This is a genomic window from Halorubrum salinarum, assembly GCF_013267195.1.
In the GTDB taxonomy this organism is placed as follows: Archaea; Halobacteriota; Halobacteria; order Halobacteriales; family Haloferacaceae; genus Halorubrum; species Halorubrum salinarum.
Genome location: NZ_CP053941.1, coordinates 2825798 through 2850686, shown reverse-complemented (window position 1 = coordinate 2850686; position 24889 = coordinate 2825798). Strand labels below are relative to the sequence as shown.

Annotated in this window: 26 protein-coding genes; 13 read left to right on the top strand and 13 right to left on the bottom strand. The window is 71.8% G+C overall.

Annotated features, from left to right (window positions below):
• Nucleotides 1–58: 58 nt before the first annotated feature.
• The 6 genes from HPS36_RS14520 to HPS36_RS14495 form a co-directional block, all read right to left on the bottom strand.
• Nucleotides 59–811, bottom strand: a complete 753-nt coding sequence (locus tag HPS36_RS14520) for a proteasome assembly chaperone family protein (protein WP_121562323.1) — start codon at nt 809–811, stop codon at nt 59–61.
• Between the two features lie 93 nt (nt 812–904).
• On the bottom strand, nt 905–1087 hold the full coding sequence (locus HPS36_RS14515) for an RNA-protein complex protein Nop10 (RefSeq protein WP_173230699.1): 183 nt from the start codon (nt 1085–1087) through the stop codon (nt 905–907).
• 27 nt (nt 1088–1114) lie between these two features.
• Nucleotides 1115–1915: a translation initiation factor IF-2 subunit alpha gene (locus HPS36_RS14510; RefSeq protein ID WP_173230698.1), complete on the bottom strand. Its 801-nt coding sequence runs from the start codon at nt 1913–1915 to the stop codon at nt 1115–1117.
• Between the two features lie 18 nt (nt 1916–1933).
• The gene (locus HPS36_RS14505) at nt 1934–2107 is read right to left on the bottom strand and encodes a 30S ribosomal protein S27e (RefSeq protein ID WP_004595868.1); all 174 of its coding nucleotides are present in this window, start codon (nt 2105–2107) and stop codon (nt 1934–1936) included.
• A gap of 2 nt (nt 2108–2109) precedes the next feature.
• Nucleotides 2110–2391 (bottom strand): 50S ribosomal protein L44e, encoded by a 282-nt coding sequence (locus HPS36_RS14500; RefSeq protein WP_053771189.1) that lies wholly within the window; start codon nt 2389–2391, stop codon nt 2110–2112.
• Between the two features lie 95 nt (nt 2392–2486).
• Nucleotides 2487–3164, bottom strand: a complete 678-nt coding sequence (locus tag HPS36_RS14495) for a cyclase family protein (RefSeq protein WP_173230697.1) — start codon at nt 3162–3164, stop codon at nt 2487–2489.
• Nucleotides 3165–3295: 131 nt separating this feature from the next.
• Between HPS36_RS14495 and HPS36_RS14490 the strand changes: the two genes are divergently transcribed.
• Nucleotides 3296–5443, top strand: a complete 2148-nt coding sequence (locus HPS36_RS14490; protein WP_173230696.1) for a S9 family peptidase — start codon at nt 3296–3298, stop codon at nt 5441–5443.
• A 39-nt stretch (nt 5444–5482) separates the two neighbouring features.
• Here the strand turns inward: HPS36_RS14490 and mce are convergent, their stop codons facing one another.
• Nucleotides 5483–5869 (bottom strand): methylmalonyl-CoA epimerase, encoded by a 387-nt coding sequence (mce, locus tag HPS36_RS14485; protein WP_053771191.1) that lies wholly within the window; start codon nt 5867–5869, stop codon nt 5483–5485.
• A gap of 157 nt (nt 5870–6026) precedes the next feature.
• Between mce and HPS36_RS14480 the strand changes: the two genes are divergently transcribed.
• Complete coding sequence (locus HPS36_RS14480; protein WP_137715764.1) at nt 6027–6830, top strand: formate/nitrite transporter family protein; 804 nt, start codon at nt 6027–6029, stop codon at nt 6828–6830.
• A 46-nt stretch (nt 6831–6876) separates the two neighbouring features.
• On the opposite strand, the gene HPS36_RS14475 is transcribed toward HPS36_RS14480, so the two are convergent.
• On the bottom strand, nt 6877–8550 hold the full coding sequence (locus tag HPS36_RS14475) for an acyl-CoA mutase large subunit family protein (protein WP_173230695.1): 1674 nt from the start codon (nt 8548–8550) through the stop codon (nt 6877–6879).
• A gap of 119 nt (nt 8551–8669) precedes the next feature.
• Here HPS36_RS14475 and HPS36_RS14470 point away from each other — a divergent pair, with 119 nt between their 5' ends.
• Nucleotides 8670–9335, top strand: a complete 666-nt coding sequence (locus HPS36_RS14470) for an O-methyltransferase (protein WP_173230694.1) — start codon at nt 8670–8672, stop codon at nt 9333–9335.
• A 46-nt stretch (nt 9336–9381) separates the two neighbouring features.
• Nucleotides 9382–12021: a hybrid sensor histidine kinase/response regulator gene (locus HPS36_RS14465; RefSeq protein ID WP_173230693.1), complete on the top strand. Its 2640-nt coding sequence runs from the start codon at nt 9382–9384 to the stop codon at nt 12019–12021.
• A gap of 51 nt (nt 12022–12072) precedes the next feature.
• Here the strand turns inward: HPS36_RS14465 and HPS36_RS14460 are convergent, their stop codons facing one another.
• Nucleotides 12073–12471: an OsmC family protein gene (locus HPS36_RS14460; protein ID WP_137715767.1), complete on the bottom strand. Its 399-nt coding sequence runs from the start codon at nt 12469–12471 to the stop codon at nt 12073–12075.
• Between the two features lie 159 nt (nt 12472–12630).
• Nucleotides 12631–13353, bottom strand: coding sequence for a metal-dependent hydrolase (locus HPS36_RS14455; RefSeq protein ID WP_121562331.1), 723 nt, complete (start codon nt 13351–13353; stop codon nt 12631–12633).
• Between the two features lie 105 nt (nt 13354–13458).
• On the opposite strand from HPS36_RS14455, the gene HPS36_RS14450 reads away from it, so the two are divergent.
• From HPS36_RS14450 to HPS36_RS14425, 6 genes are all read left to right on the top strand, one after another.
• The gene (locus tag HPS36_RS14450) at nt 13459–14547 is read left to right on the top strand and encodes a zinc ribbon domain-containing protein (RefSeq protein WP_173230692.1); all 1089 of its coding nucleotides are present in this window, start codon (nt 13459–13461) and stop codon (nt 14545–14547) included.
• Nucleotides 14548–14627: 80 nt separating this feature from the next.
• Nucleotides 14628–15371, top strand: a complete 744-nt coding sequence (locus HPS36_RS14445; protein ID WP_137715770.1) for a fumarylacetoacetate hydrolase family protein — start codon at nt 14628–14630, stop codon at nt 15369–15371.
• Between the two features lie 248 nt (nt 15372–15619).
• Nucleotides 15620–17101, top strand: a complete 1482-nt coding sequence (locus tag HPS36_RS14440; protein ID WP_173230691.1) for an HflX-like GTP-binding protein — start codon at nt 15620–15622, stop codon at nt 17099–17101.
• Nucleotides 17102–17176: 75 nt separating this feature from the next.
• Nucleotides 17177–18271, top strand: coding sequence for a histidinol-phosphate transaminase (gene hisC, locus HPS36_RS14435; protein WP_173230690.1), 1095 nt, complete (start codon nt 17177–17179; stop codon nt 18269–18271).
• Nucleotides 18268–18825, top strand: coding sequence for an adenylate kinase family protein (locus HPS36_RS14430; protein ID WP_173230689.1), 558 nt, complete (start codon nt 18268–18270; stop codon nt 18823–18825). Before hisC ends, HPS36_RS14430 begins: the two co-directional genes overlap by 4 nt.
• Before the next feature lie 26 nt (nt 18826–18851).
• Complete coding sequence (locus HPS36_RS14425; protein WP_173230688.1) at nt 18852–19454, top strand: CDP-alcohol phosphatidyltransferase family protein; 603 nt, start codon at nt 18852–18854, stop codon at nt 19452–19454.
• A gap of 19 nt (nt 19455–19473) precedes the next feature.
• Here HPS36_RS14425 and HPS36_RS14420 read toward each other — a convergent pair whose 3' ends face one another.
• Complete coding sequence (locus HPS36_RS14420) at nt 19474–20094, bottom strand: hypothetical protein (RefSeq protein ID WP_173230687.1); 621 nt, start codon at nt 20092–20094, stop codon at nt 19474–19476.
• A gap of 269 nt (nt 20095–20363) precedes the next feature.
• On the opposite strand from HPS36_RS14420, the gene HPS36_RS14415 reads away from it, so the two are divergent.
• On the top strand, nt 20364–20600 hold the full coding sequence (locus tag HPS36_RS14415) for a hypothetical protein (RefSeq protein ID WP_053771204.1): 237 nt from the start codon (nt 20364–20366) through the stop codon (nt 20598–20600).
• Nucleotides 20601–20821: 221 nt separating this feature from the next.
• Nucleotides 20822–21358: a GrpB family protein gene (locus tag HPS36_RS14410; RefSeq protein WP_173230686.1), complete on the top strand. Its 537-nt coding sequence runs from the start codon at nt 20822–20824 to the stop codon at nt 21356–21358.
• Nucleotides 21359–21381: 23 nt separating this feature from the next.
• Here the strand turns inward: HPS36_RS14410 and HPS36_RS14405 are convergent, their stop codons facing one another.
• Together HPS36_RS14405 and HPS36_RS14400 are read right to left on the bottom strand one after the other, a co-directional pair.
• A complete protein-coding gene (locus tag HPS36_RS14405) occupies nt 21382–22566 on the bottom strand; it encodes an MFS transporter (RefSeq protein WP_137715777.1) in 1185 nt (394 codons plus the stop codon).
• Between the two features lie 118 nt (nt 22567–22684).
• Nucleotides 22685–23860: a M24 family metallopeptidase gene (locus HPS36_RS14400; protein ID WP_173230685.1), complete on the bottom strand. Its 1176-nt coding sequence runs from the start codon at nt 23858–23860 to the stop codon at nt 22685–22687.
• A gap of 112 nt (nt 23861–23972) precedes the next feature.
• Between HPS36_RS14400 and HPS36_RS14395 the strand changes: the two genes are divergently transcribed.
• On the top strand, nt 23973–24629 hold the full coding sequence (locus HPS36_RS14395) for a hypothetical protein (RefSeq protein WP_173230684.1): 657 nt from the start codon (nt 23973–23975) through the stop codon (nt 24627–24629).
• The last annotated feature ends 260 nt before the right edge of the window (nt 24630–24889 follow it).

Sequence of the window (24889 nt, the reverse complement as noted above, 5' to 3'; positions counted from 1 at the left end):
GGGACCGAACAGTCGCGCCGCGGACGAACGGTCGAACGAGTCCCGGCTGTGCGCCCGATCAGCCGATGTAACGGAGGTCGTCGTCCGGCACCGCCGGCCCCTCCTGCATCTCGCGGATCTTGCCGACGACCTCCTCCATCTCCTCGGCGCGGTCCTCTAAGCTCTCGTAGTCGACGGACATGTCGAGGACGGCCTCCAGCGTCTCCAGCACGGCGCGGGCGCTCTTCGGGTCGACGAGGTAGCCGCTCGTCTCGCCCATCAGGCAGGCGGCCTCGAACCCGCGGCGGCCGCCGAGCCCCAGCACGAGCCCGGAGACGCCGACGATGCCGCCCGCCGGCTCGTCGGCGCGGAACTCGACGCCGGCGTCCTCCAAGTCCCCCGTGAGCGCGCCGTCGGAGACCGCGCCGAGGACGGTGTACTCCTCGACCAGCTCGCCGGTCGGGACGCCGCCGAGCGCGAACGCGCGCTCCGCGCCGAACGACTCGGCCACGTCGAGGAACGTCGAGGTGAGCTTGTAGTGGCCCGCGTTCGACCCGGCCTGGTGGTCGCCGGTCAGGACGAGCAGGTCGGCGCCGTCGGTCTCGACGGCGTGGAACTCGGCGCAGGTCAGCTCCGCGACCCCCTCGTCGTCGACGTTCACCTGCGGCGGGAACTCCGTGGCGTACACCCGGCGGACGAGCTCCCCGTCGAACTCCTCCAGCAGGTGTTCGGCCGCCAGCTTCCCCACGTGCCCGACGCCCGGCAGCCCCTCGATCAACACCGGGTCCGTGAGCTCCGGCGTCGCGACCTCGTCGATCTCGATGTCCTCCATACCCCGTCCGTCCGGGCGGCGGTCACAAGAGCGTGGCTATTCCGGTGGCTCGCGATCGAGCGGACGCTCCGGGCGCCGCCGCGGCGTCCGCGCCTACTCCGAGCCGCGTCGCCGCGCCCGCCGTCGGTACTCGCCGTACGGGTCCTCCGGGCCGAACGGGGCCGGCGCGCTGTTCTCGGTCGGGCCGTCGCACTCCGGGCACCGGTCGCCGAGCGCGTACACCGGCCGCTCGTGAGCGGCCTCCCAGTTCGCGCAGACGCGGATGTCTGATTTCACGGATGAAAAGGCGTCGGTCGAGCCGAGTTACTCGTCGTCTTCGCGCCGCTCGCGGTGGAACTCGCCGGCGCCGCCGGCGGCCTCGATCGCCTCGCGGGCGCGCTCGGCGGCGGCTTCGAGCTGCGACTCCGCCGTCTTGTAGTCCGGCGCGCGGACCTTGATCCGGTACTCGGGCGAGCCGACGTAGCCCACGTCGAGGTCGACGCCGTCCGGGACCTCGCCGTTGCCCTCGGCGGCGGCGAGCGCGTCGCGCACGTCGTCGACGCCGTCGGGGGCCGCCGACTCGAGGTCGACGTAACCGGTCACGTCGACGTACGGGACGGAGACGTTGTCCCGGGCGGCCGTGACGACCGCGTCGACGGTGTCGGCGTCGACGTCGACGTCGTCGAGCGCCTCGTCGCCGCGGATCGCCGCCGCCTCGAAGGCGTCGTAGAGGCTCTCGTACTCCGCGAGGAGCGCGTTGGCGACCGACGTGTAGCGGTCGTCGTCGACGTCCTCGCCGAGCGCGATGAGCATCCAGTTGTCGGCCTTCTGGGCGTTCTTCCAGTCTTGGATCGTCTCCTTGCGCTGGTGTTCGTTGACGTCTTTGATCGAGAGGTCGATCTGGTTCGACGACTCGTCGACCTCCAGCACCTTCGCCACGACCGTCTGTCCCTCGCGGACGTGGTCGCGGACGTTCTTGATCCAGCCGGACGCGACCTCGCTGATGTGGCAGAGGCCGCGCTTGTCCTCGTACTCGTCGAGGTCGACGAACACGCCGAAGTCGGCGATCTCGTCGACATCGCCGACCACCAACTCGCCGGGTTCGGGCCAGCCGCTGTACTTCATGACGGAGCGGTGAGGCGGTTACCGCGCCTCAACGGTTTCGACGATTTCGCCGTGAAGCTCCGCCTCCCCGCCGGTGGGGGTCGCGAGGGTCGTGCCGCAGACCGCGCACGACACCGTCGAGGAGGCCTTGCCGAAGACGACCTGTTCGTTCTCGCAGTCGCCGCAGGCGACGCGGTGGAAGTCTCCCGCCATGCTTACTCCTGGAACGTGAGACGGCCGGCGCGCCATCCCTCGCGCATGTGGGCCTTCCCGCAGTCGCCGCAGCGGTACTTCAGGTGGGTCTTCTTCGTCGGCTTGTCGCCACCGGGCACCTTCGAGTACCCGCCGGCGTTGCCGATGGTCGCGAGCGCGCGGCGTCGCTGTCGCGCGTCGCGTTTCATTCCGGTCGCGCGACCCGATCGGACCTTCTCCACCTCGTGCTCCTGGTGGGAGTCACAGTGGGGGCAGTACGTGTTGAAGCGGCGTGGCATTTCCATGGATATCGACCTTGAGACGCGGTTCGTCGCCGACGCTTAAAACGGGTTTGGTCTTGGGCGCCCGCGCCGCGGTCCGCGCGGCGGTCCGCGTCCGTCTATTCCTCCCACTCGGCGACCGCTCGCACCGGCGACCCGTCGGCGCCGCGGAGCCGGAGCGGAAAGGCGTAAAGCCGGAACCGCTCGGGGAGATCGTCGAGCCCGCAGAGGTTCTCGACGATCGGCAGCGAGGCGCCCAAGAGGACGTCGTGGGCGGGCGTCCCGTCGGGCTCGCCGTCCTCACTCGCCTCTCCGTCGGCCCCTCCGCCCGCCGTCGGCGTCGGGTCCGGACCGAAGGCGTCGAGCCCGACGCCGACGCCCGACTCCCGACACCGCTCCGCGGCCGCCGCGGTCAGGTACGGGTGGTCGCGGTACCGGTCGGTCCCCCAGTGCGCGGCCCAGCCGGTCCGGAGGACGAGGAGGTTGAGGTCGCCGTCGAGGGCGTCGGGGTCGGGCAGCGCGTCGGGCCCTATCGGCTCCCGCGCACCGAGCGGACGGTGGTCCACGAGGCGCGCGTCGAACGCGAACCGGCCGACGTCCCGCTCGTCTATCGATTCGCCCCCGGGCACGGTGTGCCGCGGCGCGTCGACGTGCGTTCCCGCGTGCGTCCCGGTCCGGAGCTCGCTCGTCGCGTAGCCGTCGGCCTCGTGGGTCGCGTCGGGTGCGAGCGTCACGTCGGGGTCGCCGGGGTAGGTCGGCATCCCCGTCTCGATCGGTCGCGAGAGGTCGCGGAACACGTCCGGCGGTGCGGTCGCGTCGCGGTTAAGTCGGTCGCCCTCGCGTCCCGCGTCGCCGCCGACCGCGCCCCCTCGGTCGCCGAGGTTCCGCGGCCCGAACGTATTTCCTCCGCCCGCCGCTGGGTGGGTTCATGTCGGAACTGCCGCTGGACGCGTACTACGACCTGACCCAGATCGGCGAGGTCGCCGTCTCCCCGACCGGCGACCGCGTCGCCTTCGCCGCGACCGAGTACGACCAGGCCGCCGACGAGGCGGTCTCCTCCCTCTTCGTAGCCCCGACCGACGGCTCCCGCGAGCCGCATCGCCTGACGAGCGCCTCCGGGGCCTCCGCGCCGTCGTGGGGACCAGACGGCGACCGCCTCGCGTTCGTGGCCGCCCGCGACCGCGACGCCGAGGAGCGGGTCGGCTGGCGCGACCGCGACGACGAGGACGGTGAGGAGGACGGCGAAAGCGGGGACGAGGACGCGGACGCCGAGAGCGAGGGCGACGGCGAGGAGCCCCTCGGAAACGGCGACGACGGGCCCAAGCCGCAGGTGTGGATCTTCGACCTCGCGCTCGGCGGCGACGCGCGGCAGGTCACCGAGCGCGACGAGGGCGTCGCGGACTTCGACTGGTCGCCCGAGGGCGACCGCCTGGTGATCGAGTCGCGCGACCCGACCGACGAGGAGTCCGAGTACCTCGACCAGGTGCGCGAGGAAGGCGGCCCCATCGAGACGACGCGGCTCCAGCACAAGGTCAACGGCGCCGGCTGGACCGACGAGGTGACGCGGTACCTGTTCGTTGTCGACCTCGACGACCCCGAGAGCGACCCTCGCCGGCTCGACGACGCGTACGGCGGCGGCGCCTTCGAGGACATCGCCGGCATGAGTCCGACGTGGGGGCCGGACGGGCGGATCGCGTTCACCTCGTGTCGGCTCGACCGCCCGGACGACACCTCCGTCCGCGACCTCTACGCGGTCCCAGTCGACGGCGGCGACGCCGAGCGGCTCACGGGCGGCGACCTGACCCACGGCGCGCCGGCGTGGCGTCCCGACGGCGACGGGATCGCGACGGTCGCCAGCGATCCCGACGACCCGCCCGCGCCGGCCGAGGTGTATCTGGTCGACGCAGCGGACGACGCGGACGCCCGTGACGACCCGGCCTCCCTCACCGCCGCGCTCGACCGGACGGTCGCCCGCGGCGGCGAGCCGTCGTGGGTCGACGGCGAGATATACGTCCGGATCGCCGACGAGAGTCAGACGCGGCTGGTCCGCGTCGAGACGGACGGCTCCGTCGAGCGCGTCTTCGAGGCGCAGGGCCGCGACCGCGCGATGGCCGGCATCGACGTGGCCGACGACGGCTCGACGGCGGTCGTCGTCCTCTCCGACCCGACCGAGGGCACCGACCTGTACGCGGTCGACGTCGACGACCTCGACGCGGCCACGGAGCCCGACTCCTTCCGGCGGCTCACCCGCGTCAACGAGTCGATCGTCGACGAGTTCGCGATACCGGAGGCGCGGCGCGTCGAGTGGGAGTCCGACGGCTGGACGCTCGACGGCGTGCTCTACCACGACCCCGAGGTCGACCCCGAGTCGGGCGACCACCCGCTGGTGGTGGCGATCCACGGCGGGCCCATGTCGTACGACGAACCCGTCTTCAGCTTCGGTCACGCCGCCCTGACGAGCCGGGGCTACCTCGTCTTCCGCCCGAACTACCGCGGCGGCACCTCGCGCGGCCGCGAGTTCACCGCCGAGCTGACCGGCAAGTGGGGCACCGCGGAGGTGGACGACATCGCCGCGGGCGTCGAGTCGCTCGCGGACCGCGGCTGGGTCGACCCCGACCGCGTGTTCGGCCACGGCTTCTCGTACGGCGGCATCGCGCAGGGGTTCCTGGTCACGCAGGAGCCGGACCTCTTCACCGCCGCGGCGCCGGAACACGGGATCTACGACATCCGGTCGGCGTTCGGGACGGACGACACGCACATCTGGATGGAGGCGGAGTTCGGGCTCCCGTGGGAGAACCCGGAGGCGTTCGACGCGTCCACGGCGATCCTCGACGCCGGGAACATCGAGACGCCGCTGCTCGTCATGGCGGGCGGCGAGGACTGGCGCTGTCCCCCGTCGCAGTCGGAGCAGCTGTACGTCGCCGCCCGTAAGCAGGGGGTCGACGCCGAACTGGTCGTCTACCCGGACGAACACCACAACATCGGCGACCCCGACCGCGCGATCCACCGGCTGGAGAAGATCCTCGACTGGTACGAGACCCACGACCCGGCGGTCGAGGCCGAGTCCGGGGACTGAGCCGCGCGGTCGGCTTCTCGGGGGCGACCGTGGGCCGCCTCAGTGCTCGACGAACTCGACCAGCACGCCGCCCGTCGAGCGCGGGTGACAGAAGGCGACCTCGTGGCCCCACGCGCCGGGGCGCGGCTCCTCGTCGACGAGGTCGATGCCGAGGTCGCGGGCGTCGTCGAGCGCGGCCGGGAGGTCGTCGACCGCGAGCGCGACGTGGTGAACGCCCGGCCCCTCGCGGTCGAGGTAGTCCGCGATGGTCCCGCCGGCGTCCGGTTCGAGCAGCTCGAAGTAGCCGCCGCCGTCGAGTTCGAGGAAGACGACGCGCATCCCGTCGAACGTTTCCTCGTGGGCGACCGGGGCGTCGACCAGGCCGCCGAACAGGTCCGCGAGCGCCGTGGCGTCCCGCGTCGCGACGCCGACGTGATCGAAGCGCATACGCGACCGTCGCGGCGCGGGGACATAAATGGCTCCGGGCGACGCGACCGAGCGGGAACGCGGTCGGGGGACGCGGGCGACTGTCGGTCCCGGAAGCGGGGTTCGCCGATGGAAAGCGTTGGGTGTCTGGAGTGACAACTCGACGCAGGGACACCCAGTGAGCGACCAGAACCCCGACACGGCCTTAGAGCAGAAGACGTCGCGGACGATCCTCGACTCGATCCTCGACAGCGCCGTCCACGAGATGAACCGCGAACGGTCCGGGCTGCTGCTCTCCGGGCTGTCCGCCGGGCTCGACATCGGGTTCGGCCCCCTCCTGATGGCCGTCGTGTTGACGCTCTCGCCGGGCGGGTACGGCGACCTCGGGACCGAGCTGCTGCTCGCGACCGTCTACTCCGTCGGGTTCGTCTTCGTCATCCTCGGCCGGTCGGAGCTGTTCACGGAACACACGATGCTCGCCGTGATCCCCGTGATGGACGGGCAGGCGTCGCTCGGCCAGCTCGGTCGCCTCTGGGGGCTGGTGTACGTCGGGAACCTGATCGGGGGCCTGTCGTTCGCCCTGCTCGCGACGCTGTTGACGCCCGGGCTCGGCGTCGTCGAGGCCGCTGCGTTCGAGGAGATCGCGCTCAAGCTCGTCTCCCACGACCTCACGTGGCTGTTCGTCGGCGGCGTGTTCGCCGGGTGGCTGATGGGGCTGCTGGCGTGGCTGATCACGGCCGCCCAAGAGACGACCGGCCGCCTGCTGCTCGTCTTCATCGTCACCGGCACCATCGGGATGCTCCACCTGCCGCACTCGATCGCGGGCAACGTCGAGGTGCTGTTCGGGCTGTTCTCCTCGCCCGCGATATCGATCGCCGACTACCTCTCGTTCCTCGCGCTCGCGACCGTCGGCAACGCGGTCGGCGGCGGGGTCTTCGTCGCGGCGCTGAAGTACGGCCACGTCGTCAGGGGCGCGGACTGAGCGCGCCGCCGGGGGCGGCTCGGAACCGTCGCCGCCGCCTTCCCGCTCACCGCCCGGGCTTGTACTCCCCGAACTCGTCGCGGAGCACGTCGGATATCTCCTGGACCGTCGCGTACGCCTTCACCGCGTCGACGACGTGGGGCATCACGTTCTCCGACCCCTGCGCGGCCTCGCGGAGCCCCGCGAGCGCCTCGTCGACCGCGTCGTCGTCGCGCTCGGCCTTCACCTCGTTCAGCCGGTCGCGCTGGTTCTGCTCCTGCTCGGGGTCGACCTCCTCTAAGTCCATCTCCGGCTCCTCGTCGACCTCGAACTCGTTGACGCCGACGATGATCCGCTTGCCCTCCTCGATCTCCCGCTGGCGCTCGAAGGCCACGTCCTGGATCTGGCGCTGGACCCAGCCGCTCTCGACGGCCTCCAACATCCCGCCGCGGCGGTCGACCTCTTCGAGGATCTCGAACGCCTCCTCCTCGATCCCGTCGGTGAGGTCCTCGACGTAGTACGAGCCCGCGAGCGGGTCGATCGTGTCGGCCGCGCCCGACTCGTGGGCGAGGATCTGCTGGGTGCGGAGCGCGGTGCGCACGGACTTCTCGGTCGGGAGCGCGAGCGCCTCGTCTTTCCCGTTCGTGTGGAGGCTCTGCGTCCCGCCGAGGACCGCGGCGAGCGCCTGATACGAGACGCGGACGACGTTGTTCTCGATCTGTTGGGCGGTGAGCGTCGAGCCGCCGGTCTGGGTGTGGAACTTCAGCTGCTTCGACTTGGGGTTCTCCGCGCCGAACCGCTCGTCCATGATCTGCGCCCACATCCGGCGGGCGGCGCGGAACTTCGCGGCCTCCTCGAAGATGTTGTTGTGGGCGTTGAAGAAGAAGGAGAGCTGCGGGGCGAACTCGTCGACGTCGAGGCCCGCGTCGAGGGCGGCCTCGACGTACTCGATGCCGTCGCCGAGCGTGAAGGCGATCTCCTGGGCCGCGGTCGAGCCGGCCTCGCGGATGTGGTAGCCGGAGATGGAGATGGTGTTGAACTTCGGCGTCTCGGCAGCGCAGAACTCGAAGATGTCGGTGATCAGCCGCATCGACTGCTTCGGCGGGTAGATGTAGAGGTTCCGGGCGATGTACTCCTTCATGATGTCGTTCTGGATGGTCCCCCGGAGCTGGTCGCGCGGGACGCCCTGCTTGTCGCCCATCGCGACGTACATCGCGAGGAGGACGGCGGCCGGGGCGTTGATCGTCATCGACGTGGAGACCTCGTCGAGCGGGATGGAGTCGAAGACGGTCTCGAAGTCGTCGAGCGTGTCGATGGCGACGCCCGAGCGGCCGACCTCCCCCTCGGCCATCGCGGCGTCGGAGTCGTAGCCCATCTGGGTCGGGAGGTCGAACGCCATCGACAGGCCCGACGAGCCCTCGTCGATGAGGTAGCGGAAGCGCTCGTTCGTCTCCGCGGCGGTGCCCATCCCCGCGTACTGCCGCATCGTCCACAGCCGCCCCCGGTGCATCGTCGAGTAGACGCCCCGCGTGTACGGCTCCTCGCCGGGGTAACCGAGGTCCTCCCGGTAGTCCACGTCCACGTCGGCGGGCGTGTACAGCGGGTCGACCTCCTGGCCCCCGGTGTCGGTGGTGAACGTCTCCTCCCGCTCGCCGAACCGGTCGACCGTGTCGCCGTAGGTCCCGTCCTCCCACGACTCCTTGGCCTCCCGGATCGCGGCGAGTTCCTCAGGGTCGTACATTATCTAATCGGTCGACCGAGCGGGACTTAACAGTTTTCAGGGTCGCCGAGCGACCGGGCCCGGATCGGGTCGGTCGGCCCGTCGGTCTGATTTAAGTATCACGCGTCCGAGGCGGCGGTATGGACGTGCTTACGGACCCTGCGCGTCGGTTCCTGGCCGCGACGGCGCCGGAACACACCGAGACGCAGGCGGAGATGGCCGACCTCGCCGACGACTGGGGCTTCCCCATCATCGGGCCGGAGGCGGGGGCGGTCCTCCGCCTGCTCGCGCGACTGACGGACGCCGACCGCGTCTTCGAGTTCGGCTCGGGGTTCGGCTACTCCGCCACCTGGTTCCTCCGGGGCGGCGCCGGGCACGTGGTGTGTACCGAGTTCGACGCCGACGAGGCCGAACGCGGCGTCTCGTTCGCCGTCGAGGGCGGGTACGCCGACCGCGTCACCTTCGAGGTCGGCGACGCGATGGAGACCGTCGACCGCTACGACGGCCCGTTCGACGTGGTGCTGATCGATCACCAGAAGGAGCGGTACGCGGACGCCTACCGGACCGTCCTCCCGAAGGTCCGGTCCGGCGGCGTGATCGTCGCCGACAACATCGCCCGCGGCCCGATCGACTTCGGCGACCTCGTCGCGCACTTCGAGGCCGGCGAACCGCTCCCGGACGCCGCCGTGGACGCCCAGACGCGCGGCATCGGCGCGTACGTGGGGACCGTCCGCTCGGACGACGCCGTGGAGACGGCGGTCCTCCCCGTCGGGTCCGGCATTTCCGTTTCGACGGTCGTCCGATGAAACCGAGCGAAACGGTTATAATGTCGAGTAGAAAACACCTACGCAGATGAGTCAAGCGGACGGAGCCGACGGCGACGGGGGACCGCGAGCGGCGTCGCTCGTGCGGGTCCTCGTGGTCGACGGCGAACCGGCGTTCGCCGAGACGGCGGCCTCGCGGCTCGAAGCGCGCGACGACCGGTTCGAGGTGGTCACGGTCGAGGACGCCGAGGCGGCGCTCGACGCGCTGTCGTCGGCGTCGTTCCACTGCGTGGTCTCCGGGTACGAACTGTCAGAGATCGACGGGGTCGGACTGTTAGAGACGGTCCGCGACCGCCACGGGGACGTGCCGTTCGTGCTCTTCACCGGGTCGGGGTCGGAGGCGGTCGCCAGCGACGCCGTCTCGGCCGGCGTCGACGAGTACATCCGACGGGACGAGCCGGCGGACGAGTTCGCGCGGCTCGCGAACGCGGTCGCGGACGCGGTGTCTGAGGCTCGCGGCGGTCGCCGCCTGGCCGCGCACCTGGAGCGCACCAGCGACGCCTTCTGTCAGGTCGACTCGGAGTGGCGGCTGACCTACCTCAACGAGCGGGCGGCGGGCTTCGTCGAGCGCGACGCGGACGCGCTGCTCGGCGAGCGGATCTGGGAGCTGTTCCCGGAGGTCGCCGGCACCGAGGCGGAGGCGGCGCTGCGCGAGGTCGCCGCGACCGGCGAGGCGACCGAGTTCGAACACCACGTCGACCGCCTCGACGCGGTGCTCGTGGTGAACGCCTACCCGACCGCCGACGGGCTGGCGCTGTACTTCCGCGACGTGACGGAGCGCCGGGAACGCGAGCGGGAGCTCCGGGAGGTCTCGGAGCGGCTCCAGCTGGCCGTCGAGGGGGCCGACGTCGGCGTCTGGGACTGGAACGTCCGGACGGACGAGGTCCGGTTCGACGACCGGTGGGCCGGGATGCTCGGCCACGACACCGACGAGATCGACTTCGACCTGTCGACGTGGGAGGACCGCGTCCACCCCGACGACATCGACGACGCCTGGGACGCCATCGAGGCGCACTTCAACGGCGAGACCGACCCTTACCAGAGCGACTACCGCATGCGGACGAAGTCGGGCGACTGGAAGTGGATCCGCGACCGGGGCCGGGTCGTCGAGCGGACCGAGGACGGCGAGCCCCTCCGGGCCGTCGGGATCCACATCGACGTCACCGAGGAGAAGGAGCGCGAGCGCGAGCTCGAACGCTACCGCCGCATCGTCGACGAGCTGCCGGAGTCGGTATGTATCTACGACGCCGACGGCCGCATCGCGCTCGCGAACGACTACATCGCCGACGTGCTCGGGACCGACCGCGAGTCGCTCGTCGGCCGCGAGAGCCGCCTCGTCGAGCGCATCCGGGCGACCGACGGCGACGAGTACCGCGAACTCGTCGACGGCGAGCGCGACTCCCTGACCGGGACGGTCGAGGTCGACCTCCCGGGAGAGCCCGGGGCGATCGTCGACTACGGACTGACCCGACTCGTCATCGACGGGGAGTTCGACGGGGTGCTCGGCATCTCCCGGAACGTGACCACCGAGCGGCGCCGACAGCGCCGGCTCGAACGTACCACCGCGCGGCTGGAGGCCCTCTTCGAGCGCTCGCCGGACATGATCGACATCCACGACGAGGCGGGGTCGATCGTCGACGCCAACCGCGCGATGACCGACGCGCTCGGGTACGACCGCGAGGAGATAGTCGGGATGGACGTGTGGGAAGTCGACGCCGAGCTCGACCCCGAGGAGGGGCGGCGGCTCTGGGAGGGCCTAGAGATGGACGAGACGGTCCGGCTGGAGACGACGTTCGCCCGCGCCGACGGGTCGACGTTCCCGGCGGAGGTCCACGTGCGGCGCATCGACGTTCAGGGCGAGGACCGGTTCCTCGCGAGCAGCCGCGACATCTCCGAGCGGAAGGCGTACGAGCGCCGCATCGAGCGGGAGAACGAGCGGCTCGACGAGTTCGCGAGCATCGTCTCGCACGACCTCCGGAACCCCCTCAACGTCCTCTCTGGGTACCTCCGGCTCGCGCGCGAGACGGGGACCGACTCCTACTTCGACCGCTGCGAGCGCGCGCTCGACGAGATGGAGCGGCTGATCGAGGACGTGCTCGCGCTCGCCAAGCAGGGGGAGGCGGTCGGGTCGTTCGACCCCGTCAACCTCGGCGACCTGGCAGCCGGGTACAGCGACGACGCGTTCGGATCGGCGGACGGGGAGGACCCGTTCGGCGAGGACGCGGCCGGCGGGGACGAGCCGGACGCGCCTGTCGAGGTCGTGGTGGAGGCCGACGGCGAGATCTACGCCGACCCCGGGCGGGTCCGGCAGCTCCTCGGGAACCTGTACCGGAACGCGGCCGAACACGGGGGGCAACGCGTCGTCGTCGGCGACCTCCCGGACGGGTTCTACGTCGAGGACGACGGCCCCGGGATCGACGCCGACGAGCGGGACCGGGTGTTCGAGAGCGGCTACACCACCTCCGAGACGGGCACCGGCTTCGGGCTCTCCATCGTCCAGCGCATCGCCGAGGCGCACGGCTGGGAGGTCGCGGTCACGGAGGGGGAACGCGGGGGGGCCCGGTTCGAGTTCACCGGGCTCGACCGCCCGGGATCGGACGCGGACGGGTCCGCGGCGCCCGGCGATCCCTCGGGGCCGGCCGCGGAAGAGGCGGAGTCGCGGGACTGAGCGGGCGGGTACGGTCGGGAAAAAATCGAGTTTCGACGCGGGGGTCCGGCCTCAGAACGCGCCGGGGTAGACGCTGACGTCGGCGTGGAGCCCCTCGCGGAGCGCGCTGTGGACGTGGCAGATGCCCTCGGCGCGCTCGGCGATGTCGGCGGCGGTCTCGTCGTCGAGGTCGGCCTCGACGTGGACGTCGAAGGCGATCGATTCGAGGTCGTCGTCGTCGTCGAGGTCGGCGCTCGCGTCGATCTGGATCTTGCCGAGGTCCTCCTCGCCGCGCTGGCTCCCGCCGACGCGGAGCGCCGGGAGGTAACAGGAGGCGTACGTCGCGACGAGCGTCGCGTTCGGGTTCGGGCCCGTCTCGTCGGTCGCGTCGATCTGGAGGTCGAACTCGCCGACCTGGCTGGTGCTGGCGTACCCTTCCTCGGAAACCGTGGACGTCTCGATGTCTGCCATAGTCGACCGTCCGTTCGTCCTCCCGCCGCTAAAGGCTGCCGACACGGGACGTGAGTGCCGGGGGACGGGCGGGGTCGACGCAGCTTCGGTCGCGGTCGCTCCGCGCGCGAGCGCCGCGAAAAATGGCGGAATCACCGGAGAGGCCGTCGACCTGTTCCCTCAGTCGAGCGTGTACGTCTCGTCGCCCTCGAGGACGACGGGTTCGGCGGCGGCGCCCGCGGCCTTCACCTCGTTGACGAACTCGCGGGTCTCGATCTCGATCGGGCCGAACGAGTCGTAGTGCATCGGGAAGACCACGTCGGCGCCCACCCAGTCGGCGGCGATGCCGGCGCCCGCGGGCCCCATGGTGAAGTGGTCGCCGGCGGGCAGGGCCGCGGCGTCCGGTTCGAGGTACGGGGCGATCACGTCGACCATCTCGGACATCAGGCCCGTGTCGCCGGCGTGGTAGAACGTGGTGCAGTCGGGGTCGGACTCCTGGGTCGGCTTCTTGTCGCCGATGACGAACCCGGTCGGCATGCCGGCGGAGTAGTCGGGGTCGTTCTCGATGCCGTTCGAGTGGTCCGCGCGGACCATCGTCACCCACGCGTCGCCGCACTCGGCGGTGCCGCCGATGTTCATGCCGCCGGCCGGGAGCGTGTGCTCGTGGCCGAAGTTCTCCTGGACGTAGCCGGTCAGCTCCGGGGTGGCGACCACCGTCGCGTCCGGGAACTCGGCGGCGTCGCCGATGTGGTCCGCGTGTCCGTGGGTCAACAGGAGGTAGTCGGGGTCGAGGTCCGCGGGGTCGACGTCGGTCTTCGGGTTGTCGAAGAACGGGTCGATGAGCAGCTCCGTGTCCTCGACGACGACGTGCCACGTGGAGTGGCCGTGCCAGGTGAGTTCCATGGTCCGTTCCGTACGTCTCGGCGCGTCGTAATAAAACTCGACGCCGCGGAAGCCGTCGCCCGTCGGCGAAAGCAATTAACCGGAACGGGCGCGAACGACCGGTAGATGCCCTCCCAGACCAGCGAGCCCGGCGGCCCGCCGGCCGCCTGCCCCGCCTGCGGCGAGGCGGTGCCGGACGGGGCGAGCTTCTGCCCCGACTGCGGCGCCGACCTCGGCGACCCCTCCGACCCCGCCTACTGTGCCGAGTGCGGCGCGGCCTTCGACGACGACGACCGGTTCTGTTCGAACTGCGGCGCGTCGCGGGCGGGCGGTGAGTCCGCCGCGTCCGAGCGGTCGAGCGGCCGGTCGGGCGGGGCGGACCGGCCCCCGTCGCCCTCGGCCGCGTCGCCGGACGAGAGCGAGCGCGCGTTCCGCCGCCGCGTCCAGGACCATCTCGACGCCGGATGGGAGATCGAACAGGACGCCGGCGACCGCGTGGTCCTCGTCGATAGGGGGATCGGCTCCGTCGGCGTCCACGTCCTCCTGTTCTTCTTCACCAGCGGCATCGGGAACCTGCTGTACGGCTGGTGGCACTACTCGAAGCTGGCCGAGCGGCGGCGCCTCGTCCGCGGCGACTCGACGCCGACGCGCGCCCCGTCGAGCGCCCCCGGAGAGAGCCGAACGGAGACCGTCGCCGGGTACCTCCTCATCGCGCTGCTCTTCGTGATCGGCGGGTGGATCGCCTTCCTCGGGGGGACGAGCGGCTCCGTGCCCGCCGCGCTGATCGGCCTCGCGTTTGTCGGGCTCGGGCTCGGCGTGTCCCCGCCCGTCCGCCGGCGACTCGACCGCCGCCACGGGGTCACCGAGTTCGGCCGGCAGAAGACGGTCGATCACCGGGTCGTCCGCCCGCCCGAGTCCGTCGAGGAGCCCTGCGTCGTCTGCGACGAGCCGTTCGACCGCGGCCTCGTCAGGCGGCGCCGCGACGAGACGGTGGTCGCCGGCGTGCCGGTCCGGACCCACTCGGTCCGGTACAACCACTACTGCGCCGACTGCGCGCGGTCGGAGCTGTTCGCGGACGACGTCGAGTCGCTGTCGCTCGACGAACTCGGCGACGAGGAGCCCGCCGCCGACGCCGCGAACGAGACGGCGGACGCGACAAAAGCGGATTCGACGACGACGGACTCGGTCCGTGAGTCCGCCGATCGGACCGACTGAGTCCGCGGACCCGCGCCCGGTCGCGGTCGTCGCTTGCCTCTCCGGGAACGCTTTTCGGGGGGCCGCCCGTTCGGCCGCGTATGTACCGCGCACGGTTCCGCGACCCGGCCGGATCGATCCGCGAGGGCGAGTACGACCCGGCGACCGACACGGTCGCCTTCGGCGGCGAGGAGTACGCGCTCTCCGACCCCGATATCGACGTGCTCGCGCCGACCGACCCGTCGAAGATCGTCTGTATCGGCCGCAACTACGCCGACCACGCCGAGGAGCTCGGCAACGACGTGCCGGACCGCCCGCTGCTCTTCCTCAAGCCGCCGAACGCGGTGGCGAGCCACGGCGACACCGTGACCGTCCCCGCCGGCAAGGATCGGATCGACTGGGAGGCGGAGTTCGCGGTCGTGATCGGCGAGCAGTGTAAGGCGGTCGACGCCGCCGACGCGATGGACGTGGTCGCCGGGTTCACCTGTATGAACGACGTGTCGAACCGCGACGACCAGAACCGCGAGCAGAACTGGGTGCGCGGGAAGGCGTTCGACGGCGCCGCGCCGCTGGGCCCGGTCCTCGCGACGCCCGACGAGGTGCCCGCCGACGCGAGCGTCGAGCTCCGCGTCAACGGCGAAACGAAGCAGTCGAGCGACCGCGAGCACATGATCTTCGACGTGCCGACGCTGATCGAGGAGATCACGACGTACCTCACGCTCGAACCCGGCGACGTGATCGCGACGGGCACCCCCGAGGGCGTCGGCGCGCTCTCGGACGGCGACACCGTCGAGGTCGAGGTCGAGGGCGTCGGCACGCTGGAACACGACGTTCGCGTCCCCTGAGCGGCGCGCCGCTCGGACTCCCTCGTTTTTGCGTCTCGGTACCACACCTCGTTTCCGGTGAACGCTTATGTGCGAGGCCCCGGAGTCGGAGGTATGGAGACCAGTTCGTTCGTCGCCGGTTCATGACGGTACCGCCGCGGCGCGATCGACCGCCCCGTCCGCGAATCGGGGTCGGTCGCCCGCGCCGCAGCACCGCGACCGGAGCGCGAGACGCTCCCCTCTCCGGGTCGACGCGAGCGCCCGACCGAATGTCACGAGACGACGCCACGACGAACGAGACAGCCGAATCGATCGAAACCGACGCCGCCGCCGATACCTCCGACGCTCGCCCCGGCGACACCGACCTCTCTCCCCTCGACCCCGCAGACCCGGGCGCGACCCCCGCCGTCGTCGCTGCCCGCTCCGAGGGCGAGCCGCCTGACACGGCTGAGATCCGGGACCTCGCCGCCGCGGCCGGCTACGCGGTCGTCGGCGAGGTCACCCAGCGGCGCCGCGAGGACCCGACCTACGACCTCGGCCGCGGGAAGGCCGAGGCGCTGATGCGGCTCGCCGCCGAGACCGACGCCGAGGCGGTGATCTACGACGGGGGCCTGTCGCCGGGACAGACGTTCTCTCTCGGCGACCTGTTGCCGCCCGGGACCGCGGTGATCGACCGCCCGCGCCTCGTGTTGGAGCTGTTCGCCGACGCCGCCGACTCGCGCGCGGCCGACCGCCAGCTGGAGCTGGCGCGCCTGCGCTACGAGCTGCCCCGGCTCCGCGAGGCGGTCGCCCGCGACGCGAGCGAGGACGTGTGCCTCCAGCCGGAGGGCGACAGCCGCGTGCTCGACGTCGAGAAGCGGATCGAGTCGGCCGAGCGCGCGCTCGACGAGATCGCCGACGACCGGGCGGCCAGACGGGCGGAGCGCCGCGACGCCGGGTTCGACCTCGTCGCGCTCGCGGGGTACACCAACGCCGGGAAGTCGACGCTGGCCCGCCGGCTCGCGGACGAGGTCGACGACCCCGAATTCGGGGACGAGCCGGGGACTCTTGACGCCGACCGCACCGACGCCGAGGGCGACCCGGCCGAGGGCGACGGCCTGCTCGCGGTCGCGGACCGGCCGTTCGAGACGCTCTCGACGACGACGCGCCGCGCGACGGTCGGCGGGCGGCGGGTCCTCGTCACCGACACCGTCGGCTTCCTCGACGGGCTCCCCCACGAGGCGGTGCGCTCGTTCCGGACGACGATCGACGCGATCCGGGGGGCCGACTGCGCGCTGCTCGTCGTCGACGCGAGCGACGACCCGGCCGACCTCCGCCGGAAGCTCACGGCGTCGCTGTCGGCGATCGAGGCGACCGACGGCCCCGTGATCCCCGTGCTGTCGAAGGCGGATGAGGTCGGGGCGGACGGGCTCGCGGCCGCGGTCGCGGCCTACGAGGGCGCGGTCGCCGACCTGGACCCCCGGGACGCCCCCGTCGTCGACGCGCTCCGGTCACCGATTCCGGTCAGCGTCCGCGACGAGACGGGGCTCGCCGACCTCGCCGACGCGGTGGCCGACGCGCTGCCGACGGCGACCGCGACGGTCGAGGCGCCCAACGGCGGCGCCGCGCAAGCCGCGCTCTCGTGGGCGTACGACCGCGGCGTGGTCGCGGGCGTCGACTACGGGAGCGAGACCGTCGTCGTCGAGTTCGCGGGGCGACCCGACGTGGTCGCCGAGGCCGAGCGGCGGTTCGCCGACGGCCACTCGTCGTGAACGGCGGGGCGGCCCCGTCGCGAGCCCTCGACCGCCAAGACCACGCTTAAGCCCGCCGGTCCCCGAATCGGTGACATGGAACCACGGGATCTCTCCGATCACTCGCCGTACGTGCCCGGGCGGGGCGTCGAGGAGGTCGCCCGCGAGCGCGGGCTCGACCCCGACGACCTCATCAAGCTCTCCTCGAACGAGAACCCGCACGGGCCGAGCCCGGCGGCCGTCGAGGCGATCCGCGAGCACGCCGACCGGGTGAACCAGTACCCGAAGTCCTCGCACACCGACCTCACCGCGAAGATCGCCGAGAAGTGGGGCGTCGACGACGAGCAGGTGTGGGTCTCGCCCGGCGCCGACGGCTCGATCGACTACCTCTCGCGGGCCGCCTTAGAGCCCGGCGACGAGGTGCTGGTCCCGAGCCCCGGCTTCGCCTACTACGCGATGTCGTCGCGGTACCACCACGGCGAGGTGACGGAGTACGAGCTCTCCCCGGCCGACGGCTTCGCGCAGGACGCCGAGACGGTGCTGTCCGCCTACGGCGGCGAGCGGATCGTCTACCTCACCTCCCCGCACAACCCCTCCGGGTCGACGATCGCGCTCGACGAGGCCGAGGCGATCGCCGACGCGACCGCCGAGGAGACGCTCGTCGTCGTCGACGAGGCGTACGGGGAGTTCGCCGACGTGGACAGCGCGATCCCGCTCGCCGACGAGCGCGACGACGTGGCGGTCCTCCGCACCTTCTCGAAGGCGTACGGCCTCGCCGGGCTCCGGATCGGCTACAGCGTCGTCCCCGAGGCGTGGGGCGAGGCGTACGCCCGGGTCAACACCCCGTTCGCGGCCAACGAGCTGGCCTGCCGCGCCGCGCTCGCCGCGCTCGACGACGAGGAGCACGTCGAACGGTCGGTCGAGTCCGCGCGCTGGGCCCGCAAGTACATCGCCGACGAGCTGGACGCCCCCACCGTCGACTCCGCCGGCAACTTCGTCCTCGCCGCGGTCGGCGACGGCGAGCGCGTCGCCGAGGCGGCCCAGGAGCGCGGCGTCATCATCCGCGACTGTACCTCGTTCGGGCTCCCGGAACACGTCCGCGTCTCCACGGGGACGCGCGAGGAGACCCGCGAGGCGGTCGCCCTGCTCAACGACGTGCTGGCCGACCTCGAACTCGGTGTCCGCGCGTGACTGAGGCGTCCGAATCTGAAGAGGCGACCGCGGGCCGCGGCCGCGCAGACCGCGTCGCCGTCACTGGAACCCCGGGGACCGGCAAGTCGACCGCGACGGCGCTGCTGGCGGACGAGTACGACGTGATACACCTCAACGAGCGGATCAAGTCGGACGACGACCTCTGGACCGAGCGCGACGCCGACCGCGACACCCTCGTCGCCGACCTCGACGCGGTCCGCGAGCACCTCGGCGACTGGAGCGGTGTCCTCGACTCCCACCTCGCGCACCGGTTCGACGCCGACCGCGTCGTCGTGTTGCGCTGTCACCCGGAGGCGGTCGAGTCCCGCCTCGTCGAGCGCGGCGAGTCCCCCGAGACCGCCGCGGAGAACGCCGAGAGCGAGGCGCTCGACGTGATCCTCTCGGAGGCCGTGGCGGAACACGGCGCGGAGAACGTCTACGAGGTCGACGCCACCGACCGCGACCCCGAGGCGGTCGCCGACGCGATCCGCGCGGCGGTCGAGGGCGAGCGCGAGCCGAGCGCCGGCACCGTGGACTTCATCGATTATATATGAGCCGGCCGCGAGCGTCGAGACGGTAGATGACCCTCGACCAGTACCGCTCCGTGGCGGACCGCCTGCTCGGCCCGTGGGTGTCGGCGGCCGACAGGCTCGGCCTCTCGCCAGACCAGGTGAGCGTGATCGCCTTCCTCGTCGCGGTGGGGGCCGCCGCCGCCTTCGCCGTCGGGTCGGCGCCCCTGTACGCGGCCGGCGCGCTGCTCGTCCTCCTCAACGGCTGGCTCGACGTCGTCGACGGCGCGCTCGCGCGCCACCAGGGGGTCGCCTCCGACGGCGGCGACTTCCTCGACCACGTCCTCGACCGCTACGCCGACGTGGCGATCATCGCCGGACTCACGGCGGGCGTCGAGGCGTACGCGCTCGGCTTCGCCGCCGTCACCGGCGTCCTCCTCACCTCCTACCTCGGCACGCAGATCCAGGCGGTCGGCATCGGCCGCGAGTACGGCGGGCTCCTCGGCCGGGCCGACCGCCTCGCTCTCGCCGGGATCGTCGGCGTCGTCGCCGCGGTCTACTCGGCGCCGATCGTCGCCGGACTGAACGTCGTCGGCCTGCTGCTCGCGCTGTTCGCCGCGGTCGGACACCTCACCGCGGTCCAGCGGTTCCTCGGCGCCTGGCGGGACCTGTAACCGGCCCCGCGACGGGCGCTCAGAACGGTGCGTCGGTCGAGCGTCCCCCGGCGCCAGCGCCACCCGTCCCGCCCATCGGTGTCGACTCGACCCCGACGCCATCCTCCGGATCGACCTCCACGTCGCCCGTCTCCAGGTACGCCTCCTCCAGCGCCGCGAGCCGGTTGTTCACCGCCTCGCTCTGGTTATGCGATGCGGCGGCGCGGACCCGGACGAGGTCGTACTCGTGCCGGTCGGCGAGCCCGTTCCACGCCCGGAAGGCCCCGACGGTCAGCGTGTGCGTCTGCGGGCAGAACGCGGTCGTCGGCGTGAACTCCGCGCGGAGGACCCGGTCGACCTCGCTCCCGTCGACCGCGTCCGGTGCGTCGCCGCGCTCGACGGCGTAGCGGAACCCGGCGTCCCCGTGGCGCGTGTCGAGGTTCAGCCGGGCGAGGTTGTAGTCGAACGTCATGTCGTACACTTTCCGCTCCTCGAAGCACTCGCGGGTGAGCCGGTGGAACGCGAGGTGGTCCGCCCCCGCGAGCACGTCGTGGCCGTCGAGGAACGCCCCCGGTCGCGGGAGGTGGTCCGGCTCGAACTCGTCGTAGCCGTCGAACAGGTCCTCGTCGTCGGAGCCGAAGGGCGACGGGAAGCCGGGCATACTCGCAGCCTGTCACTCCGTCGGGGTACCCTTGACCCCGCAGATGTTCGGGCCGCCGCGGCCGGTCGGCCCTCAGCCGCTCTCGGCCGCCTCCGAGCGCAGGTCCTGCGCCCGGGCGCGGACGGCGTCGACGGCATCGCGGCGGATCCGACGGCCGCCGTCGGACGCCTCGATCACCGTTTCGCCGGCGTCGGTAACTGTGATCCCCCTCCGCGGACACGTCACGCAACGAGGGAACAATTTAAAAGTGTCCGGTCGGAACGAGGGGTATGCCCACTTTCGAGCTGAACCTCTCGGACGACGTGTACGCGGAGTTTCAGCAGCTGGCGGACGAGGAGTTCGTCTCCGAGGAGCAGGCCGCGGAGGACCTCATCGCGTCCGGTATCGAGGCGTACAACGTGAGCGTGGTCGACGAGGAGCCCCGCGACGAGATGCTCGACGGCGCCGAGAACAACATGTTCGACACCGCGGAGGACCCGGGCAGCATCGAGGACGATCGGCTGTAACGGGCGCGCTCTCCCCGCCGCCCTGGGACCCGCCGCGCTTTCTCCGCAGCGTCGCTCGCGCCGCCCAGCCCCGGCTCCGCGAGCGCGCTCAACGGCCGGCCCGCCTACCGCACCGACGACTCCGCCAGAACGATTAAGAGACCGCCGTGAGAAATAGTAAGAAAAGAGTAATTTCAAATATTCCGACATTATTTTCCGGACGGAGCGGATAGCCGCGAGCGATGGATCCGAAAGAGGACGGAGTCTCCCTCCTCCAAGACCCGCAGTGGGACGACCGCTACGAGTCGGCACGGGACCGCGTCGAGGCCGCCTCGGACGACCGACTGCTCGACGTGTTCCACGTCGGGAGCACCGCCATCCCCGGCGTCCCGGGCAAGCCAGTGCTGGATGTCATGCCGATATACGCAGACGGCGACGGGATGCGCGCCGCCGCTGAGGGGCTCGCCGCGGCGGGGTTCGAGCGCGAGCACGACGCAGAGGACACGGTCGTCGCCGTCAGGCGGGAGTCGAACGCCGTCGTCGCCGTGCGAATGCACACCGTCGAGGCGGACCAGTGGCGACCGATGCTGCTGTTCCGTGAGTACCTGACCGACCATCCGAGGGCGCGCGCGGAGTACGCTCGGGTCAAACGCGACGCCGCGGCGGAGCACGGCGGCGACATGGCGGCGTACACCGAGGCGAAGTTCGAGGTCGTCCGCTCCCTGACGCAAGCGGCCCGCGACGAGGGCTACGTGGAGCGACTCCCGACGTTCGAGTGACTCACGGCGCGACTCCGGACCGTTCAGTACCCCAGCCCCAGCAGCCGGTTCGCCGACAGCGTCGCCAGCCCCAGCGCCATCACGCCGGCGAGCAGTCCGAACGCGACGGGCCACCCCGCGGCGTCCGAGACGGCGCCGACGACGACGCTGCCGGAGGCGCCCGTCACCATGTAGGCGGTCCGGACGAGTCCGAAGCCGGCGCCCCGCTCGGCGTCGGACAGCAGGTCCATGAACCGCGACTGGATCGGCGCGCCCCACGACATCGCGAGGCCGACGAGGCCCACGGCCGGGACCGACACGAGGAGGCCCAAGTCGAGCGTCGCGGCCGCGACGAGCGTCCCGTAGCCGACGACGCCCGCGCCCATCGTCACCATCGCCGTGGCGTCGCGTCCGATCCGGTCGGACACCGAGCCGGTCACCGGCTGGGTGCCGCCGTGGACGAGGAAGTACACGGAGAACAGAAGCGCCGACAGCGCGCTCGACAGGCCGGTCCCCACTTCGAGGAACGTCGGGAGGAAGGAAGCGGTCGCCTGCCACGTGAACGCCCCCATCGTCGCGAGCGCGGTCGTGTAGAGGATTCGCGGCCGCGAGAGCAGTTCGGCGAGCGGGCCGACGGCGAACCGCTCACCCATCGGCTGGTCCGGCCGCAGGGGTTCGGTCGGCCGGACCCGCCACGCGAACAGGACGAAGACGGGCACCGCGACCGCGGCGCCGAGGAGCACGCCGGCGCGCCAGCCGTACCGCGAGCCGACGAGCGCGGCGGCGGGCGGCGCGGCGAGCCCCGCGAGCGGGCCGCCGGCGACGTGGACGCCGATGGCGCGGCCGGTGTCGTCGAACTGCCGCGTGAGGAACGTCGTCGCGACCGAGTAGTGGAGCCCCGCGCCGACGCCGAGCGCGGCCGCGAACAGGCCGAAGGCGAGCATCGAGGGCGACGCGGCGAGGAGGACGGAGGCGACCGCGGTGGCGCCGACCGCGGCGAGGATGACGCGGCGCTCGCCGTAGCGGTCGCCGAGGACGCCGGAGGGGAACTGCGCCAGCGCGTAGGTGAGCCACATCCCGCTCAAGGCGAGCCCGACGGTGCCGTTCGTCACGCCGAACCGGGCCGTGATCTCCGGGACGAGCGGGCTGACGACCAGCCGCGCCACCATCGTCCCGGTGAACGCGAGCGTACAGAGCGCGAGCGCCGTGTGTTCGTACCGCCAGTTCACGGTCGCCGTACCGGGTACGGGTCAAAGCGGCTTCCGATCGCGGTCAGACGGGCCGGGTGTCGCGCGGCACCGCGCCGCCGACGGCGGTCCCGGGCGCCCCCCGGCGCCCCGCAGCGGTTCACTCGGCGACGAACTCGATCGGGTAGTCGGTGAGGTTCTCGTACCCGTCCTCGGTGACGACGACGAGGTCCTCGATCCGGACGCCGCCGACCGCGGGGTCGTAGAGCCCGGGCTCGACGGTGATCACGTGGCCCGGCTCCAGCTCCTCGCCGCCGCTCGCGAGCCGCGGCGACTCGTGGACGTCGAGGCCGATCCCGTGCCCGGTCGAGTGGATGAATCCGGTCTCCGTCTCGGGGTCCGTGCGGAACGTCGGCTCGCCCGCCTCTTCGTACACCTCGCAGGCGGCGGCATGGACCTCCTCGCCCGTGGCGCCCGGCTCGACCGCGTCCAGCGCGGCCTCCAGCGCGCGCTCGGTGAGGTCGTACCACTCGCGGAGCGCGTCGCTCGGCTCGCCGACGCAGAACGTCCGCGTCATGTCGGCGTTGTACTTCGTCGCCTTCGAGCGCGGGAAGATGTCGACGATGATCGCCTCATTCGCGCGGAGGGGCCCGGAGCCGCGGTCGTGGGGGTCGGCGGCCTGCGCGCCCCCGGCCACGATCGTCTCGTCGAGCGCGCAGCCGTGGCGCAGCAGCGTCACCTCTATCTCCTCGGTCACGCGCTCGCTGGTGAGCGGCTCGCCGTCGCGGAGCAGGACGCCCGCCTCCGCGTCGTCGTCCTCGCCCGCCACGTCGGCGCCGGCGATCAGCTCCTCGGCGGCCCGCATCGCGGCCTCGTTCGCCTCCTGCGCGTCGCGGATCGCGTCTATCTCCTCGTCGGTCTTCACCGCGCGGACCGCCTGGAGCCGGTCGTCCGCGTCGACCGCGACCTCGATCCCGCGCTCGCGGAGGGCGTCCGCGGTGCCGACCGGGCCGCGCGGCGGCATCGAGACGGACTCGACGCCCTTGTCGCGGACGAACTCCGCGTACATGTCGTTGCGCTCCTCGCGGCCGCCGTACTCGTAGTCGTAGTCCGCGTGGCGTTCGACGGTGTCGGCCGCCGCCTCCGTCGTCGCGCGGCCGTACTCCAGCCCGCTGACGAGGACGTGGACCTCGCCGTCGGCGTACAGGGTGAGGAACGGGTCGGGGCCGGTGAACCCGGAGAGGTACAGCTGGTTGGCGTCCTCCTGCGAGGCGTCGAGGAGGTAGCCGTCGGTGTCGAGGTCCGCGAGGCGGTCGTCGAGCCGCGTTCGGTTCATACGCGTGCTGCTCGCGCGACGCCCAAAGCGGTTGTCCTCGCGGAACCGATCGCCGTCCCGCACGCGGCCCGTGAGAAAGCATATCCCGCTCGCTCGGGAAGGCCGGGGCGAGATGGCGACCGACGGCCGAACGACGGTCGGATCGCTGGCCTCGCTCCCGCCGGGGTGGCTCCGCGTCGCCGTCGCCTCCGGGGCCGGCGCGGCGCTGCTCGGACTGGGGCTCACGCGGGTCGGACTCGCGCTCGCCGGCGTGCCTCCGGGGGACTCGGCAGTCGCTCGGTGGATGGTCGGCGGACCGATCTCGGCGGTCGAGGGGTCGATCTGGTTCCTCTTCGACGCCCATTGGATCCGGATGCGAACGGGACCGGGGCTGTCGAACCTCGTCGTCTTCGGGCACCCGCTGATACAGTCGGACGCGGCGCTGTGGCCGCTCCGTTTCGTCCCCCTCTGCTTCGGTCTCGGCGCCGCGACCGCCGTCCGGTACCTCGGTATCGACGATCCGCTCGCCGGCGCCGTGACCGGCGTGAGCGCGACGCTGGGGTACCTCCCGGCGATGCTCGCGCTGTGGTGGGTCTCTCGCGTGCCGCTCACTCGGCACGCGACCGACGGGACGGCACCGATCTCCGACGGCGACGGCGTACCGGTGTCGGAGGCGGCCGGCGTCACCGCGGGCCCCGACCTCGCTCTGACCCTCGCGCTGGTGACCGGACTGGGCGTGACCCTCGGCTACCTCGCCGGCGCGGCCGCGACAGTCGCGACCGGGGAGTGACCGGCGGGCCGGCCGCCTCGATGAGCGCCCTCGGCTCGCGAAACGCCTATATACTAACTTCCGTTCTCGCGCCGTCGAGATCCCTCTCTGCGTGGGTCGGTCTCCTCCGTCGAGAATTCCGAATTGTACAGGGTTCTACACGCTGTTTTCGGCCGTGTCTCCGCGACGCCAGACACGCGAACATTTAAGTGCGTCGGTCACTTACCCGAAGGTGAGGAAAACACCGAGACCCGTCTCTCGGTTTCGTTGTTCCCTCCACG